Origin of the sequence: Rhodococcus sp. B7740 (assembly GCF_000954115.1) — a bacterium.
In the GTDB taxonomy this organism is placed as follows: Bacteria; Actinomycetota; Actinomycetes; order Mycobacteriales; family Mycobacteriaceae; genus Rhodococcoides.
Window position 1 is genome coordinate 2,764,155 of sequence record NZ_CP010797.1, and the last position, 18,953, is coordinate 2,783,107.

Annotated in this window: 7 protein-coding genes and 1 pseudogene; all 8 read right to left on the reverse strand. The window is 66.0% G+C overall.

The window, feature by feature from the left end; translation table 11 throughout:
- Nucleotides 1-2 precede the first annotated feature (2 nt).
- The 8 genes and pseudogenes from NY08_RS12730 to NY08_RS12765 all read right to left on the reverse strand — a co-directional run bounded on the left by NY08_RS12730 (nt 3) and on the right by NY08_RS12765 (nt 18,947).
- The gene (locus NY08_RS12730; protein ID WP_045196691.1) at nt 3-1,274 is read right to left on the reverse strand and encodes a lysine N(6)-hydroxylase/L-ornithine N(5)-oxygenase family protein; all 1,272 of its coding nucleotides are present in this window, start codon (nt 1,272-1,274) and stop codon (nt 3-5) included.
- Complete coding sequence (panD, locus tag NY08_RS12735) at nt 1,271-1,687, reverse strand: aspartate 1-decarboxylase (protein WP_045196692.1); 417 nt, start codon at nt 1,685-1,687, stop codon at nt 1,271-1,273. Before panD ends, NY08_RS12730 begins: the two co-directional genes overlap by 4 nt.
- Nucleotides 1,687-3,033 carry a salicylate synthase gene (locus NY08_RS12740; protein ID WP_052683788.1) on the reverse strand — a complete coding sequence of 449 codons (1,347 nt, stop codon included), beginning with the start codon at nt 3,031-3,033 and terminating at the stop codon, nt 1,687-1,689. The genes panD and NY08_RS12740 overlap by 1 nt, the downstream gene beginning before the upstream one ends.
- Before the next feature lie 105 nt (nt 3,034-3,138).
- Complete coding sequence (locus tag NY08_RS12745) at nt 3,139-5,031, reverse strand: siderophore-interacting protein (RefSeq protein WP_045196694.1); 1,893 nt, start codon at nt 5,029-5,031, stop codon at nt 3,139-3,141.
- Between the two features lie 65 nt (nt 5,032-5,096).
- Complete coding sequence (locus tag NY08_RS12750; protein ID WP_032395940.1) at nt 5,097-6,170, reverse strand: ABC transporter substrate-binding protein; 1,074 nt, start codon at nt 6,168-6,170, stop codon at nt 5,097-5,099.
- Nucleotides 6,171-6,250: 80 nt separating this feature from the next.
- Entirely contained in the window at nt 6,251-13,894 is a 7,644-nt protein-coding gene (locus tag NY08_RS12755; protein ID WP_045196696.1) for a non-ribosomal peptide synthetase, read from the reverse strand.
- The gene (locus tag NY08_RS12760; RefSeq protein WP_045196698.1) at nt 13,895-17,257 is read right to left on the reverse strand and encodes a non-ribosomal peptide synthetase; all 3,363 of its coding nucleotides are present in this window, start codon (nt 17,255-17,257) and stop codon (nt 13,895-13,897) included.
- Nucleotides 17,254-18,947, reverse strand: a pseudogene (locus tag NY08_RS12765) ((2,3-dihydroxybenzoyl)adenylate synthase). Before NY08_RS12765 ends, NY08_RS12760 begins: the two are co-directional and overlap by 4 nt.
- Nucleotides 18,948-18,953: the final 6 nt, after the last annotated feature.

Here is an 18,953-nt window from a genome sequence, read left to right on the forward strand (position 1 = left end):
ATTCACACCACCGATCGCACCCTCGCGCTCACTGCGGACTTCACGATCTCACCGCTGCGAACAGCGATGTTCGACAGCAACGACGAGGTCAGACCGTGCGTGTGCTCGGTGCCGCCCTGCAGGTAGATCGAACCCGCACTCGGTTCGCGCGTCACGAGTCGATAATCCCGCGTCACGCGAGGACCGCGGGAGTCGTATTCGACGGCGTCGAACAGCGGACCGAGGATCTCGGGTAGATCGAGGGACGTGAAGCCGGTGGCATAGACGACAGCGTCGCACAGTATGTCCTCGGCCAGACCCGTCGGGCCGTGCTCGACGGCGACCCGGACGCCGGACGGCTCCTCGACGGCGTCGACCACTCGAGATGCTCCGTGCACGAACAGCCTGCGCTGCCCGCTGACCCGCTCGGCGTACTCGCGCGAGTACAGCTCCTCGATCAGGGGCAGGTCGACGGCGGAGTAGTTGGTACCGCGGTGATACTGCAGCAGCTGCTCGCGCAGCGTGTGGGACGACGAATAGAAGTCGTCGACGGCCGTCGGATCGAAGATGCGATTGGCATAGGGGCTGTCGTCGGCGGGGCTGTACCCGTACTTGCGGAGCACGGCGTGCACGGAGGAATCGCCGTACGACGAGTGCAGGTAGTCCACCACCTCGGCCGCGCTCTGCCCGGCACCGACGACGACGAACGTGCGATGCGTCCGCGACGGCAGGCGGTCCAGGTGCCCGAGGAGATCGTGGTTGTGGAACTGCCGCGCCGACGCCGTCACCCCGTCCGGCAGGGTGGCCGTCAAACCGCCGGCGAGCACGATGTTGCGACCCCGCACGGTCCCGGTTCGTCGTCCCTCGGTTCGGACGCCGTAACCGTCACCGGTGTCGACGACGTCCACTGCCCGGGTGCCGTAGTGCACCGTCGCGTCGACCTTTCCGGCGGCCCACGTCAGGTAGTCGTGGAATTCGAGTCTGCTGGGGAAGAACGTCTGCAGGTTGATGAAGTGATTGAGTCGACCGTGCTCCGACAGGTACGCCAGAAAGGTGTACTCGCTGCCTGCATTGCGCTGGGTCGCCAGGTCCTTGAGAAACGAGATCTGCATCGTCGTCCCCGGCAACAACATGCCGGGGTGCCAGGCGAACTCGTCCTTGGACTCGACGAAGCAGGCCGTCAACCGTTCTGTGGGAGCGCAGGTTCGGTTGTGCTCCTCGATCGCGATGGCCAGTCCCAGATTGGAGGGCCCGAATCCGACGCCGACGATGTCGTAGTTCTCGTGCGACGTCATCGAACGCTCGCCCCCGACATCTGATCGACGGCACCCGGAACCGGCTCGGACGGGTCGACTCCGAGAGCGACGATCTCGTTGGCAGAATCGACGTGCACCACCGACGGGGTGTGCGAGGACAGCTCGGAGTTTTCCACCTGTCGGAACGACATGATGATCACCAGATCACCTGGGGACACCAGATGCGCTGCTGCGCCGTTGATTCCGATGACACCGGAACCGGGGTGCCCTTCGATCACATACGTCACCAGGCGCGCTCCGTTGGTGATGTCGACGACGTGAACCTGTTCGCCCTCGATCAGGTCGGCGGCGTGCATCAAAGTGGAGTCGATGGTGATCGAACCGACGTAGTGCAGGTCGGCGTGAGTGACAGTGGCGCGGTGGATCTTTCCACCCAACATGGTGCGATGCATCAGGCGTCTTCCTCCTTCTTACGGACGAGATACGGGGCGACGCTGCCGAGTTTCTCGCAGGTTTCGTCGAATTCACGATCGGGAGTCGACTGGCCGACGATGCCGGCACCGGCACGCAGCCATGCCGATCCGCGCTGTTCGTACACAGCTCGAAGCACCAGCGCCGCTTCGAGTTCCCCCGTGGACGACGCCTTCACGACGGCCCCCGAGTACAGGCCGCGAGGCGGGTCGTCGAGCCGCCCTATCGCCTCGATGGCCTCACGTTTGGGAATGCCCGATGCCGTGACGGCCGGGAACAGGGCCCCGAAAGCGTCCCAGCAGGACAGGTCGTCACGCAGACGTGCCCGCACGGTCGACGCGAGGTGCTGGACGCTTCCGCGCTCTCGCACACTCATGAAGTCCGACACGGCGGTCGACCCGGGTCGTGCGATCGATTCCAGCTCCTCGAACGAGGTACGAACGGACACAGCGTGTTCGGTGATTTCCTTGGGATCCTGCTCGAGATCGGTTTTCGCTGCGGAGTCGGCCTCGGAGCCGAGACCGAAGGCCCGCGTGCCTGCCAACGGTTCGGTGGTGACCACACCACGTGCGTCGACGGACGCAACCAGCTCCGGGCTGAAACCCGAGGCACGTAGGTCACCGAGGTGCAGAAGGAACGAGCGAGCCGGAGTGTTCGCTGCTCGCCCCGCCCGGTAGGTACCCGGCATGTCCAGATCGAACGGAATACGCACCGTGCGAGAGAGAATGACCTTGGCGTACTCACCTCGGTGAATCTCTGCAACAGCTTGCGCCACCCGACCGCGATAGTCGTCGAGGTCGCCGCCGACATCGAGCGGGTGGACCGTCGGTGGCTCGTCGACGGAGGCGGCGGTGAGTACGGCGAACACCGCGGCGCGGTCCTCCTCGGTCCCGGTGACCTCGATATCGTCGCAGTCATGTCCGAATCGGACCTCGACTCGCGGCACGACCATATGGGCGAGCACCTCGTCGGACTCGGACTCGGCGACGGCGTCGTGCAGGTGGGCTGCGAACCCGAATCCGACGTAGCCGTACGCATTCCAGGATTCGCGAGTGAGACCGTCGCAGGCCTCACGCAACGCCGCCGCCGGGTTGCCGGACCACCGACGCACCGTCGGAGCCCCGCTCCCCCACGTTGTCGTGACGACATCCGGTTGCAGGACGATGCGAGCGACCACGCCACCCGCGAACACCCAGCGTCCTCTGTCCTCGTACACGACGTACTCGTCGAACAAGCCGGACTCGGCCAACGTGACCACCGTCTGCAACCCGCGCTGCAGGATGGTCGTATCGGCCGTGCCCGACGCCGTTTCTTCGACAACGGTCATGTGTATGTGCACTCCTGACGGTGAATCGGTCCGAGACCGCGCATCGCGCGCAACCGACATGCCGAGAGCATCGCCGCGCGCCTTCAGTAGGCAACGCTAACCTAACTAGACCTCGCGCACAACGGCTTCGGACGCACGCCGCAGGTCGAGTACGGCGATACCCCAACCGACCAGTCGAGACGCGGTCACCGTCAGTCCCGCCGCGGCTGCCACCGACTCGAACTCGGCTCTGGTTCGCACTCCGCTGCCGTGCATGCACAGCATCAGCAGATCGAACTCGGCCTGGTCCTCGTTGATCGACTGCTCGTCCGACAGCCGTTCCACCACAATCAGTTTGCCGCTCTCGGAGACGCCCGATGCGGCACTCGCCAGCAGCAACGCCAGATCGTCGTCGCGGTAGTGCCCGGTGACCTCGAGCAACAGATACGCGTCGAATCCACCGGCCGGGGTCGTACGCGGTTCGGACACGACGCTCTGAGCGCACTCGGTCACGCGCGCCGGAAGTTCCGGCCTCGTCTGCAGATCACGTCGGACGAGGTCGAGCTCGCTGGGCAATCCGAGAACGGTTGCCGACATCGCGTCGTGGGCCGTCAGGATCGAGCCGAGCACCACACCGGAGGCCGCACCGGTCACCGCCAACGTCGACACGTCGTCGAACGAATAGTCCTGCACGAGGGCCGGACCGAGGAACGCAGCCTCGTCGGCGATGTGGTTGTGATGCAGTTCGGTCAGCCGCGGCGAACCTGCGAGGTCCTCACTCAACGTCCTGCCGGTGAGCAGGCTGGCGCTGGCACCGCCGGTGCGCAGGCTCTCCACGAGCCCGGTGATCGACAGTTCCACTCGCGCCTCGATTCCCTCGAGATCCAGCCAATGCGAGATCCAGTCGTCACCGAGCATGGCCTCACCGATATCGGCGAGGACCACACCGCCGTCCGAGTCCTCGCCGAGCACGTCGACGGCCCGCAGATAGCGGACGAATTTTGCCAAGGCTCGCACGTCGGTGTCGGTGACCGTCGCTAGATCCCCAACGGTGCGTACGCCGCGAGAGACATGCTGCGGAATGCGCAACGTGTTGGCCGCTCTGATTGCGAAGGGCGAGAACAACTCCGCACGTTCGGCGAGCCTGTCGAACGGCTCGGATTCGCGGGCGGTCAGATCGGGAACTTCCGGATCGTCCGTGCGAGTGAGAACCTCTGCGCGACGCCAGTATCCGGTGACCTCGACCATTTCGGGCGGCAGGGCGCGATCCTCCCGCAGGTATCGCCTGATGCCCTTGAGGGCTGTGGATTCGCCTGCAACCCAGGCGAACACGGTTCCGTCCCACCAGGGCGCACTGCGCACGGCCGTTTCGAGCAGATCCCCGGTGCCTGCAACTGCGCCGTCGCGGTGGACCCAGGTGATCTCGGCGTCGGCGGCCGTCGGCAGCGGTAGTTCTCGCTCGGCGTCGGCCACCTCGACGAACACCCGGATTCGCTCGCCCGCCGCGGCCTCGTCGAGATAGCGAGCAACGGCAGGCAACGCTGTCTCGTCGCCGACGAGCAGCACCCAATCCACTTCGGCGGGTGCATGACCCGACCGCACCGGACCGAGCAGCGGGATGGAGTCACCCACCGAGCAGCGACGCCCCCACGTCGATGCAATTCCGGTGTCGTGGGTGACGAAATCGAGCGTCAGTTCCGCACTGTCGGTGTCGACGCTGCGCACGGTGTAGTTGCGAGTAACCGGCCGCGGGTCGCGCGGCCACTCCACCGTGCGCTCGTGCTGGACGGGCAGCGCCATCGTGCCCATGTCGTCGAGGGGAAAGAACAGGCGAACGAAATCGTCGAATCCCTCACTGCGCAGAGCCGGGAACTCGAATCCGTCACGCGTGAACTCACGCAGCTGCGGCCCACCCAACACGATCCTGCGCATTCCAGGACCGAGTTGCCGCGTGTCGATCACGGTGGCCGTACGGATGACTTCGGGAAAGACGACCTGAAGTCGGTGGGACCTTGCCACGGTGAAACACGCTCCTTCTCGGATGAATGCACGTCTGCGGTGCGGCGGGTGGGCCTGCGCTCGGATCAGCCCTGGACGTTCTCGGCGGCGGTGTTCAGCGCCGATGCCACGTCGTCGAGGATGTACGGAATGGTGAGCACCGTCAGGCCGCCGAACGCGAAGTTCTTGTCCGCACTGAGGTTCTCGGTCGATGCAGTGCGCCCCTGCGCCAGCACGGGCTGCGAGGCCACGGCCGGTTCGACGAGGAAGGCACCCAGCGATTCCTTGTCGTAGGCGACGACGAACAACACATCCGACTTCAGCAACGAGGCCTGCTCGAGGCTGAGCTCGAAGTACACGGCATCGGGATCCTCGACCGGGTCGGCCTCCTGGATGGTGGGCTCGTTGACCAGACCGAGCTGTTCGAGGAACTCGACGCGCACGTCGTCGTCCTTGCTGACGGCGAACGTGCCCGGAGCGTTGGGCAACGCGATGGTGACCGTCTTACCCTTCAGCGCCGGATATTTCGCAGCCGCGTCGGCGATGGAACCCTCGACTCCGGACACCAGATCGGCAGCCTCCTTCTCCTTGCCCAGGGCCTTGCCCGCGATGGTCAGCTGGTCCTCCCACGAGGTGGTCCACTGCTCGTCCGGGTACGCGACGACCGGCGCGATGTCGGAGAGCTGGTCGAACTCCTCCTGGGTCAGTCCCGAGTACGGAGCGAAGATGAGGTCGGGGGCGGCGGCGGCGAACTGCTCGACCGGGACCGCGCCGGTTCCGTCACCGGAGAGCAGCGTGGGTGTTTCGCCGCCCAGGTCGGCGAGCGCCTTCGCGTCCCACTGCAGAATGCCGCGGTCGTCCGCTCCGTACTGAGCGCCGTCGAAGGTCGGCATGGCGACGGGCACGACACCGAGGGCGAGAATGGCGTCCTGGTTGGACCAACCCCAGGTCGCGATCCGCTCGGGTGCCTCGGGGATCGTCGCGGATCCGAGTGCGGAATCGATGGTGACCGGGAATGCCGATTCCTGCGCAGCAGTCGTGGATTCGGCTGTGGGTGCCTCGTCGGTACCACTGCTGCACCCGGCGGCGAGGGCGATGGTCAGCCCTCCGGCGAGCGCGATCGACGCGGCGCTCCTCATCCACTTCGTACGAACCTTCATCGTTGCTCGGTACCTCTCGACTCGACCACGCGCTTCGGCGTCCAACACCCGACCGGGTGAGGCGACTGACAAGGTAACACTTATGAGGTAATCCTTGCCTCACTAGGAGCGCCGGCAGCGAGTATTCGGCACGTGGCCGACAACGCGTCGTGCCACAGCCCCGCGAGTTCCTCGACACCGGACAGCACCCCCTCCGGCCAGCTCATCGTCACACCCAGCACGGACGAGTCACGGAGGTCGTGGATGTAACTGTCCACGATCAAGGCGTAGCCGCAGGGGGTGTTCACCCCGGGGGTCGAGTCGAGGCTGCTGCGCAGCCGACTGGCACCGAACGGCCCGTCGGTTGTCGCGTCGAAACGACCGAGGTAGTTGAATTCGATGTCTGCACCGGGTGTTCCGCGCAGAGTCTCGCCGGCGTCGCCGCCCATCCACCGCAACAGTCCATAGGTCGATCCGTCTCCCGGCACCGAGTCCCTGGACGCCTTGGCGGCGGTTGTCAGTTCACGCAGAACGGACTCTGCCGCAGGGAGATTCCCCTCGTGCGCGGTCAAGGTGCGGTGATCCCGAGGCTTCGCGGTCAGACGGAGCGGGAACACCGCAGTGAGCCATCCGACCACGGCCGAGCCGTCCACTCGGTCGGAGGCCACTCCCGAGCGTCCGTGACCTTCGACATCGACGACGAACGACTGCGGGTCCACTGCATCGGGATTCGTCCAGTGTGCGACTGCCGCAGCGAAAGTCGCCAACAGCAGGTGTTCGACGGAGACCCCGAGGTGAGTACGAACCGCCGATATCAGCCCTGCACTCTCGTCCTCCGACAGGGCGAAGAGAGTGGTACGCACGCGGGCACCGGTGTCGATCGACGGGTCGAGTGGCCGCGTCGACGGAATCTGCGCCGCTCCGTCACCGATGCTCGCCCAGTAGCCGAGATCGGCGAGCACCTCGGGCGAGTCTGCGAGACTGCGCATCTCGTACGCCCACTGCCGCATCGACGGACCGACGGGGTTTCGCTCGACGGCGGCCTGCGTCCAGCAACCGACCAGATCGGGCAACAGTATCCGCCAACTCACCCCGTCGACCACGAGGTGATGCAGCGTGATCAGCAGCTCTCCCGACGACGCGGGATCGCGTCCGTGCCGCAGCCACACGACATCGACCATCCTCGCCGCGGCCGGATTCAACCGCGCACGTGCAGAACGTGATTCGGCAGCGACCCGATCCGCCGGCTCGGACTCGGCCGTTCCGTCGCAATCCTCGATGCGAATCCACTCGGTCACATCGGCGGTGCCGTCCGGCAACACCGTGAAGCTGGACTCCGAACCCGGGCTCCGCTGGAATCGAGAATGCAGAATCGGATGCCGAGCAACGAGGCGGACGAGGAGCTCCGTCAGCGAGTCCTCGGTGAGCGACGCCGGAGCATCGAGCAACACCGCCTGCGAGATCTCGTCGATGGGCCCGTCGAGTGCGTCCATCCACCGGACGATCGGTGTCAGCGGAACGTCCCCGTAGGGGCCGACAGCAGGGGTTGCGTTCGACGGTCCGCTCGACTCGAGCTGACCTGCAATGGTTTCCGGCGTACGGAGCGACACGATGTGCCACGGTGACACCCCGACGCCGGCCGATCGGAGCCTCGCGGACAGCTCCATCGCCATGATGCTGTCGCCGCCCAGATCGAAGAAATCGTCGTCGGCACCGACCTGGGACAGATGCAACACCTCGGCCACGGCAGCGCAGATCCGCCGCTCGACATCGGTACGTGGAGCACGCCCGGTCCGTGTCGAGAACACGGGCTCGGGCAACGCGGCGGCATCGACCTTGCCGTTCGGCAACAGCGGAAAAGCATCGAGCACGGTCAAAGACGCCGGCACCATGTACGACGGCAGCAGACCCCGCAACCGGGCACGGGCAAGATTCGTGTCGAGCTCGCGATCCGATGCCGCAACCAGATACCCGGCGAGCGTGGCGTTCCCGGTATCGGCACCTCGGACCACCACTCGCGCGTCGGCGACTGCGTCGAGGTCGCGCAATCGAGCCTCGACCTCCCCCACCTCCACTCGGTGGCCACGAATCTTGACCTGATCGTCCGAGCGGCCGCCGTATCGCAGCGCAGTGTTCTCGGTCCACGCCACGAGATCTCCGGTCCGGTACAGCCGCGTGCCGTCTGCAGCGAAGGGATCGGCAACGAAGCGGTGAGCCGTACGCCCCGGCGCGTGTCGGTAGCCCCGCGCGACTCCGGGACCGGCCAGGTAGAGCTCGCCGAGCACGCCGGGCGGGACCAGCCGCAGGTTGCGGTCCAGCACGTATGCCCGCATGTTGGTCACCGGCCTACCGATCACCGGCTCGCTCACCAGTTCGGTGGAGGTGTACACCGCATCCACCGTCGCCTCGGTCGGGCCGTAGAAGTTGTAGGCCACCAGGGTTTCACTGGTGCGCAGTCGATTCCACAGGTCCGCAGATACCGCTTCTCCGCCGACCCCGACCGTGGACAGGGTGTCGATCGATCCCACTCGCATCATCTGCTCGAGCAACGACGGCACGACCTCGACGAAGTCCGCCGACAGCTTCGTCAGCCGGGCTGCCAGTTCCACCGGATCGAGGACGGTCCCCGGATCGATCAGATGAAGTGTGTGACCGCCGAACAGCCACAGCTGCGGTTGCCAGGACGCGTCGAAGGCCATCGACCACGCGTGCGCAACGTTCAGGGTGGGCTTGCCCGCGCGAGCGATCGCCGGAGTGTGCACGTTCTCGCGGTGCGAGTGGTACAGATTGGCCAGGCCTCGATGCGAGACCAGAACGCCCTTGGGCACACCCGTCGTGCCGGAGGTGTAGATCGTGTACACCGGATGATCGGGATGCAACGATGCCCGACGCTCCGCATCGGTCACGGCGACGGAATCCGTGGACGACGGCTGCAGCGCCGCAACGGAATCCGTGGTCACCGTAACCACCGGCTGTGCTTCGTCGAGGATCTGGTGAGTGCGCTCGACCGGCCAGTTCGGATCCATCGGCAGGTAGGCAGCCCCCGACTTCATCACGCCGAGGATCGCTGCCATCGTCGTCGCCGTGCGCGGGGCCTCGACGGCCACGATGTCCTCGGCGCCGATTCCGGATCCGATGAGCGATCGTGCAATTCGATTGGACACGCGATCCAACTCCGCGAACGTCCACACCGTGGTGTCGTCCTGAACAGCGATCGAATCGGGCTGCTGCACAACACGATCGGTGAACAGGTCGACCATTGTTCCGTCAGGGTAGGCGCGCTCGATGCCGGCGCACTCCGAGGTCAGCCGAGCCGCCGTCGACTCGTCCACGAGGGACACCGATGCGATGGGCGGGTCGCCCGGCTCGGCGAACGTTCGAAGCACTGCCGTCATGGCCGACGCCACCGCATGTGCGCGCTCCGCCGACACGGCGTCGCTGCGGTATTCGAGCACCAGCCGCAGCCTTTCGCCGGGGAACACCGTCAACGTCAGTGGGTAATGAGTCACCGTATGGAACCGGGCGACCGAGACCGAGAAGTCCTCCGAGTCGATACCGTTCGTTTCGGCGGTGGCAAAGTTCTCGAACACCACGAGGGTGTCGAACAGTGTCCCCCGGCCGACTGCCTTCTGGATGTCCGACAGGCCGACGTGATGATGCGCGGCAACGGCGATGGAGAACTCGCGCAGGCCCGCGAGAATCGACGACAGGGTGGCATCGCGACCGACCGCGGCGCGCACCGGGATGGTGTTGATGAACAACCCGACCATGTCCCCGACACGGTCCAGGTCCGTCGGGCGTCCGGATACCGTCGACCCGAACACGACCGATTCGCTGTCGGTGAAGGACGACAGAACCACGGCCCATGCCGCATTGATCAGCTCGCTCGCCGTCACCGATCGCCGACGGGCGGAGTCGGTGAGGCGAGCAGTGTCGTCGGCATCCCAGCCGATCTCGATCTCCCGAACCTCGGACCGGTCGTTCGAGGTCAGCGGTGCGGACGGCGCGATGGTCGTGGGAGCGACGTCCGGGCCGAGCGCCTCGCGCCATACATCGATCGACGAGTCGTTCCGACGCGACAGCCACTGCAGGTAGTCGTCGAACGGAGCCGGAGCCGGTAGATCTCGGCCTCGGTACAGCATGAACAACTCGGTGCCGACGGTCCCCATGGACCACCCGTCGACGAGCAGATGGTGCACGGTCAGCACCACACGGTGCAGCTGTTCTCCGCAGTCCAGCACGAGAATTCGCACGAGCGGATCGTGCTCGATATCGAAAGTACGGCGATCCTCGAGCACCGATGCGCGCGCCGAGTACGAATCAGGATCGTCCACCGCGAGCCTGACGACCTGCACCCGACCCGCATCACGCACGGCGACGGTGGTCCCCGTACTCAGCGTGAGAAAGCGTGAGCGAAGAGCAGGATGACGATCGAACAGCGCGTCCAGCGCGGCATCGAGTCGATCGGTGCGTAGCTCGCCGCGCACCTCGAACTCGGTGGCGATGACGTAGATCTCCTTGACTCCGTCCCCGGCGGCAACGGACTGGAATGCCAGACCCTGCTGCAGCGGAGTCGCCGGACGTGCGAGATCGGCGTCGACACCGAGTCGGCTCAGTTCGGCCAGATCGTCTGCATCGAGCAACGGGGTAGTGCTGTCGGGTTCCGCTGCGCCGACGGCACATTCGGCCTGTCGGGCTCGTCGGACGAGTCCGGAGACGGTACGGCATTCGAAAACGTCCGCCGTGGTGATGGCCAACCCGGCTCCCCGCGCGTGATACACGAGCGTGATGGCGGTGATGCTGTCCCCGCCGAGTGCGAAGAAGTCGTCGTCGACGCCGATGGACTCGGCACCCGCACGAGTGGCGTCGACGAAAAGGCCGACGAGGCAACGCTCGTCGTCGGTGGCAGCTGCACGTGAGCGGCTGGGTACGCTCTTTGGAATTCCTCTCTGTACCAGAGCAATCCGGTCCGTCTTGCCGTTGGGAGTGTTCGGCAGTCGGTCGAGCGGCACCCAGAACACCGGCACCAGGTAGTCGGGTACACGGGCGCGCAGAGCGTCGCGTACTGCCGCGGTATCGACACTCTCGGGGGTCAGGTAAGCAACGAGCACGGTCGCGCCTGCGCTGTCCGTCACCGCCACCACCGCGCACTCGTTCACGGATTCGCAGTCGGCCGTGAGGTTCTCGACCTCACCGAGCTCGACGCGATGTCCCCGGACCTTGACCTGCCTGTCGTCGCGTCCCAGAAATTCCAGCGCTCCGTCTTCGACGATGCGGGCGCGGTCACCGGTGCGATACATTCGCCCACCGTCGACGCGAGGGTCCGCAACGAAGCGAGCCGCGGTGTCCGCAGGCCTGCCGGCGTACCCGCGGGCAAGTTGGGCTCCCGAGACGTAGATGTCGCCGCCGACGCCCGTCCGTACCGGGAGCAAGCGGCCGTCGAGCAACCCCAGGACCGTGTTGTCCACTGCCGTTCCGATGACCGTCGGATCACCTGCGACGCGATGCACCGCGACGTCCCCGGCCACCTCGGACGAGCCGTAGGAGTTGTGTACCGAGGCGTGGGGCGTGGCGTGTCCGATGGCGTCGATCGTGCTGCTGGTCAACGGCTCTCCGCTGAGGATCCAACCGGTCAGCGAACGGCATTCCGGCGTCGAGGTGGTTGCCAATGCCGCAGCGAGTGACCCGACGGCGGTGATCTGCTCGGCACCGGACCGTTCGAGGAGCGCAGCCAACGCGCCCGCGTCGGCGTAGTCGTGGTCCTGCGCCAACACCACTCGTTGACCCGCGAGGATTCCGGTGAGCAGTTCAGTGGCCCCGTCGATGAACGACAGCGAGCTCTTGGCAATCCGACTCGTGGGTCCGCCCCATCGCTCGGTCGCCCAGTGCAGGCGATTGGCGAGCGCGTTCCTCGAGCCGAGCACACCCTTGGGTGTACCTGTCGAACCCGACGTGTAGACGAGATAGGCCCCGCAGCCGCCCGGAATGCTCAGGGTGAAGGGTTCTTCCACCGCCTCCGTAGCCGAACTCGAACGGATTCTCGTCGCGGTCTCGAGTTCGGCCAGCGCGGCAGGTGTGGCGTCGTCGACCAACAGGATGTCGTGGCACGAATCCGACAACAGGTGGTCGATACGCTCGCGCGGGTAGCGAATGTCGATGGGAACGAACACCGCACCCACGTCGATGGTCGCCAGCAGCGCGGCCACCATGTCCGTACCCCTGCCGAGGGCGATAGCGACACGGCTCTCGGTCCCGACGCCGTGGGCGCGCAGGAGCGCCGACACCTCGGACACCCGAGTCCGGAGTCGGCCGTACGTCGTCTCGTCGTCGCCGACCACCAGCGCGATATCCTCGCTCGACCGCGCGAACCTCTCTGCGAGGGCCGCTTCCAGCGTCGGCACCGACCGGTGTGGCCCGATGCTGTATCCCTGGCCGTCCGGGGCCGACAAGAGCTGCGGCACATCGACGTCCGGACGGCTCGTCAGTCGGTCCAGCATCTCGACGAAGGTCTCGGCGCACACCGTGGCCGAACGATGATCGACGGCTGAGTCGTCGTGCAGGACGAATGCCCACAGCGTCGGGTCGGGCCCGACGATCAGAGCCATCGGAAAACTCATGTGCGCGCCCAGTACCGTGACCTCGTCCACGACGGGGTGCTCGACGGCCGCCTCGCTCGCATTCGGGACCGGTGCCGGATAGTTCTGATACACGACGATGGTGTCGAACAATTCACCGCCACCGACGGTTCCGGCGATGTCGGACAGGCCGAGGAATCGGTGCTCGTCCAGGTCGAGATGGTCTGCCTGTAGGCCGTCGACCACCTCTGCGACCGCCGACGTCGAATCGAACCGAAGCCGCACGGGCACGGTGTTGAGCAGCAGACCGACCATCGCCTCGGCCCCGTCCAGATCGAACGGCCTGATGGAGCTCGCCATTCCGAACGACACGTCGACTGCTCCGGTGCGAGCTGCCAGCATCGACGCCCACGCCACCTGCACCACCACGTTCGTGGTCACTCCGCGGCTCCGCGCGTAGTCGGCGACGCGTCGTCCCAGCCGGTCGTCGATGTCGAGATCGATACGGGAGGATGAATTCGCCTGTGACGGTGCGCCGTCTGCGATCAGGGTCGGAGAATCGAAGCCGTCGAGATACTGCGCCCACCGCGCCAGCGCCGCATCACGATCCTGACCGGCCGTCCAGGCCAGGTAGTCGGAAAAGTCCGGAGCAGGGGGCAGAGCAGCCGACTCCACCGATGTGTAGAGGGCGATCAATTCACGAACGAAGATGGCCTCGGACCATCCGTCCATCAAGGCGTGATGGTAGGTGATCAGTACCCGTGGCGACCGAGGATCGGTGGAGTACGCGAATCGGATCAACGGACCTTCGAAGAACGCGAATCCGGCGGACCTGTCGCGGCCCAGATGATCGTTCCACTCTCCGACGACAGGTGTCGGTTCCGGTGTCGATGCGCGCGGAACCACCCACACCAGGTCGCCATTACGGCGCTGGCGCAGCTGCGCTTTGATGTTCGGATGACGCTCGAGCAGGTGTTCGAGGGCGCGGGTGAGACGGCCGCCATCCACCGGAGCAGACAGGTCGAGCACTGTCTGCGACAGGTACGGGTCCTGTGTCGCCGCAGCAAGACTCGACTGCAGGTACATGCCGGTCTGCAGCGCCGTCAGCGGGAGGACAGCGGCGATCTTGGATTGCGGAGCAGCCGCGGTATCGGTCGTCGTCTCGGTCACTCAGATACTGCTTTCGAATTCGTCGAGCTCGTCCTGGGACAGATCCACGGTGACCGCCGCAGCAGAGACCGCAGGCCGGGCGGAGTCGTCGGTGACGAGCTCCGCACCGAACATCCGCACTGTTCGCTTGCGCATCACCTCACGCGGTGCCAGCGGTATCGAGGCCTTGCGCGCCCGCGATGCCACGGCGAGGGAGGTGATGCTGTCACCGCCGAGGGCGAAGAAATCGTCGTCGATACCCACCCGGCCGACCCCGAGAACCGCCTCGACGATCTCGCACAACATCGTCTCCACCGGTGTTCGCGGCGGCACGAACGTACCGCCGCCCGCGGCGTCGACGGCGGGCAGAGCTCGTACGTCGAGCTTGCCGTTGATCGTCATCGGAACGCGTTCCAGCGCGGCGAACAGCGTGGGCACCATGTACTCCGGCAGGACGGCCGCAAGCTCGTCCCGAATGGATCCGAACAACGCGGAATGGTCCTCGCCCGCAGCGGCATCGCGGGGAACCACGTACGCGGCGAGCGCCCGGGTACCCGCGCCGATCTCCACCGCTCGCACCACCGCACCGGCAACCGCGTCGCAGTTCGTCACTGCCCGCTCGACTTCCGCGGTCTCCACGCGATAGCCGCGGATCTTGACCTGGTCGTCGGCACGGCCCAGATAGTCGAACAGGCCATCGGGCCTGATCCGCACCAGATCGCCGGTGCGGTACATCCGCTCGCTCGGCGACCAGGGATCGGCGACGAAACTGGTTGCCGTCTGCGCGTATCGGTGCAGGTAACCGCGGGCCAGACCCACACCCGACAGATGCAGCTCACCGACAGATCCCACGGGGACGGGACGTAGCCACTGATCCAGAACGTACGCGCGGGTTCCGAGGATCGGTGCACCGATCGACGGGGTGTCACTGTCTCGGGTACCCGCACCGAGCGCATTGATCGTGTACTCGGTAGGCCCGTAGAGGTTGTAGCCGACACCGCCGAGCTGCTGCCACAACGAATCGGGTACCGCTTCCCCGCCGAGGAGCACCAGCGGAATCCGATGTCCGTCGTGCTCGTTCAGCAATCCCAGGTCCAGCAGGTGCCCGGCGTACGTGGGCGTCACGTTCACCACGTCGATCAGGTTCTGCTCGCAGTATCGCGCCAATGCTTCACCGTCACGGCGCAATTCCTCGTCGCAGACGTGCACCTCGTGGCCTTCGACGAGCCACAGCAGCTCTTCCCACGACATGTCGAAGGAGAACGAAACGGTGTGCGCGATCCGCAGCGTCCGATCCCCGGCCGCGGCGATGGTCGGAACGAAGATCTCGTCTCGGTGGTTGATCTGCATGTTCGTCAGACCCCGGTACGGGGTGACGACGCCTTTGGGCGTGCCGGTCGAGCCCGAGGTGTAGATGACGTAGGCCGGGTGCTCGAGGCGGCCGGGTGTCCCGGGCGCGAACGGCCCCGAGTCGAACTCCGACGCGTTGACAAGTTCCGCCAATTCGGCTGCCACGGCGGGATCGTCGACGATCATCGCGGTGGCGTCGGTCGTCAGTCCTCGGGCCTTCGTCTCGGTGGTCGTCACCAGGATCGTGGGCCGTGCGTCGGCCAACATCAGGTCGAGGCGATCGCTCGGATAGTCGAGTTCGAGGGGCAGATAGGCCGAGCCGGTGCGCAGTACCGCGAACAGCGCCACCACCATCTCCACCGACCGCGGCAGCGCGAGGGCGACGATGCGTTCCGGACCGGCACCTCGGCGCAGGAGTGCCCGTGCGCACGCACCGACGCGCGCGTCCAAGTCTCCGAACGTCACTCGTTCGGCCCCGAACACCAGCGCGGTCGCGTCGGGAATGGATGCGGCCCGGTCGGCGAGCAACTCGGCGATCGTGGAATCGCCCAGTCGCTCGAGCCTGTCGTCGAAACCGTTGTCCACGATGCTCACCGATTCGGCGGCCGGTGCCGGCCACTGCGATATCGGCAGATCGGGCTGCTCGGCAACGGTTTTCAGAGCGTTCTCGAAGGAGTCGAGCAGATACCGTGCGCGATCGTCGTCCACCGAGTCGGGCAGGTACGTCACCGACAGGTTCAGCTCGCTACCCGGGTCGACGGCAATCGACACCGGGAACTCCGAGCCGTCGACGGTCGAGACGTGTCGTACCCGATGCTCCGACGGAGCACCGGTGTCCACTGCAGGACCGGCCGCGTTGCGCAGCACCAGCAGGGTGTCGAACAGCGCACCGGCACCGATCGCCTTCTGAATTCCGCCGAGACCGAGGGTGTCGTGTGCCATCAGATCCAGGCGCTGATCCTGCACTCGCGCAGCGATGCCCGCGACGGTGTCGGATCCGCCCGCCGTGACCCGGAGGGGAACGGTACTGATGAACGCGCCGATGGCATGCTCCGAGCCCGGCACCTCCATCGGGCGCCCGGCAACGGCGGTACCGAACACCACGTCGGACCGACCGGATATGCGCATGAGCACGCTGGCCCACGCGGCCGCCAACACGGTGAAGAGCGTCGACCCGGATTCGCGCGCAATCGAATCCAGTCGTCCGGAGACCGCCTGCGACAGTCTCCGTTCGACGCGTCGAGGAGCCTCGTCGCCGCCCTGACCCGATTCGGCCACCAGTGTGGGCGTGTCGACATCGCCGAACCAGCGCTGCCACGCCCGCTCGGACTCGACCCGGTCGCGAGAGGCCAACCAGCGCAGATACTCCCGGTAGCCGTGATCGAGGTTCGGGCTCGCGCCGTCGTACTGTTCCAGGACACGCGAGACCAACAACGCCGAGGACCCGCCGTCGAAACACCCGAACCAGTAGGTCGTCAACAGGCGATCGACACCGTCGGGAAAGTGCACGAGCGTGACCCGGAACAGTGGCGGCGCAGCGATGTCGAACGACCGCTGCCGGTCGTCGGCGAGTATCCGGTTCCACTGCTGGTCGATCTCGCTCGCCGAGCAGCTACCGAGGTCCACCACCGTCAACGGTGCCTGCACCGTCGACAGAACCACTTGCACCGGCATGCCGCCGTCGGGAGTGACGAACGCCGTGCGCAGCGCCGCAGTGGAGTCGACCACCGACTGCAGAGCACGACGAACCCTGTCACCGTCCAGAACCCGGTTCACCTCGACCACGGTACGAACGGTGTAGAGCTCGGTGGCGTCCGCATCCACGCCGACCTGATAGACCAGCCCGAGCTGCAGCGCACACAACGGCCATACATCGTCGACGGAGCCGAATCGTGCTTTCAGCGCACCGAATTCGGGCGATTCGAGGTCGGCGAGAGGACCGCGCTCGATCTCGGCGGTCTCGCCACCCCGGGCGCGCCGGAGCCGATCCGCCAGCAACCGGCGCTTGATGTCGTCGAGATCCGTCGCCTTCATCGAGTCGCCTGCCGTTCGGAGGACTGCGTGACGAGCAAGGACTTGTCCACTTTTCCGATTGCCGTCACGGGCAGCGACGGTCGGGTCACCACGCGGTCGGGCAGCTTGAATCCTGCACAGCCTGCGGCCGTGAGGAATGCTCTCACCTCGGCGACGGTCGGAGCGCTGTCGTTTCCAGCGCTGTCGTTCCGAGCACTGTCGTTCGGCACGATCACGGCGCAGATGCTCTCGCCCACATCGGGATCGGGTACTCCGATCACCGCGGCTCGGGCAACTCCGGGATGGGTGAGCAGGAGATCCTCGAGCTCGTCGGCCGCGACGTTCTCCCCGTTGCGGGTGATGACGTCCTTGATCCGGCCGGTGACGACCAGGTGACCGGAAGGCAATCGTCGAACCTGATCTCCGCTGCGGTAGAAACCGTCGGGGGTGATGGCCGTCGTATTGTGCTCTGCCGCAGCGTAGTAGCCGTTGATCGTGTACGGGCCGCGGGTGAGCAGCTCGCCCGTCTGCCCTGCCGGTACGTCGTGACCGTCGGCGTCGACGATCCGGATCTCGTCGTGCTCGGACAGGGGACGTCCTTGGGTGCCGATCACCAGCTCCGGTGCGTCGTCGGTCCGCGTGTAGTTCAAGAGCCCCTCGGCCATTCCGAACACCTGCTGCAACCGGCACCCGAGCGACGGTTCGACGATCTTGGCGATCTCGGGTGTCAGCTTCGCTCCCCCGACCTGCAACAAGCGCAGGCTGGACAGGTCCGCTTCTTCCCAGTCCGTCGCCTCGCACCACAGATGTGTCAACGTCGGAACCAACGCGGTGACCGTGACCCGATGCCGCTCGATCACCGCGAACACCTGATCGGGACTGGGGTACGGGAGAACACCACTGTTGCTCCGACCCCGAGAGCACCGAGCAGACCAGGACAGGCCAGCGGAAAGTTGTGCGCGGCAGGCAGAACCGCGAGATACACGTCCTCGGCCGTCAGCTCACAGACCTGCGCGCTGGCCCGTGCGTTGTACTCGTAGTCGTTGTGGGTACGCGGAATCAACTTCGGCAGACCCGTCGTTCCGCCGGATACCAACAGCACCGCGATATCCGCAGGGGACGCGCGCGGAAAATCCCCTGGCGTACCGACGACCTCGGACAACGGACTGTGCGAGCCGCACGATCCATCGACGAAGACGTCCCGAATGCTCGGTACCGCCGCCACTGTCTCGTCGGCGAGCGCACGGTAGTCGAACTGTCCGTCCCGGTCGGCGATCACGTACGCCACGGCCTTCGATGTGGCTGCCAGATGGATGATTTCGCGTCGGCGATGTGCGGGGAGAGTCAGTACCGGGACCGCGCCGCACTCGAGCAACGCCAGCAGTACGACCGCGAACGACACCGAATTGGGTAGTTGCACCACCACTCGATCCCCCGGCCCGATGCCGCGGTCGGCAAACCCTGCTGCGGTCGCTCGTACTCGCGAATACAGCTCGTCGTACGTCAGCTCCTCGGATTCGTCCACTACCGCGCGTCCGGAGCCGAAGCGGTGCACCCACGAGGTGAACACGTCGGGAAGTGTTGTCTCGCGCCAGAGTCCGGCGTCGAGGTACGTTCGGGCGCGGCCCCGGTCGAACGGTACGAAGTCAGCGTTGTGCTCGATGACTGGGTGCACTGTGGATTCCCGATCGTGGAAGGAGTGGGTGGGCATGTCGAT

What these genes read in the sequence shown, in the direction of transcription:
- NY08_RS12730 (WP_045196691.1), bottom strand. Translation starts at nt 1,274, where the DNA reads ATGACGTCGCACGAGAACTACGACATCGTCGGCGTCGGATTCGGGCCC.
- panD (WP_045196692.1), bottom strand. Translation starts at nt 1,687, where the DNA reads ATGCATCGCACCATGTTGGGTGGAAAGATCCACCGCGCCACTGTCACT.
- NY08_RS12740 (WP_052683788.1), bottom strand. Translation starts at nt 3,033, where the DNA reads ATGACCGTTGTCGAAGAAACGGCGTCGGGCACGGCCGATACGACCATC.
- NY08_RS12750 (WP_032395940.1), bottom strand. Translation starts at nt 6,170, where the DNA reads ATGAAGGTTCGTACGAAGTGGATGAGGAGCGCCGCGTCGATCGCGCTC.
- NY08_RS12760 (WP_045196698.1), bottom strand. Translation starts at nt 17,257, where the DNA reads ATGAAGGCGACGGATCTCGACGACATCAAGCGCCGGTTGCTGGCGGAT.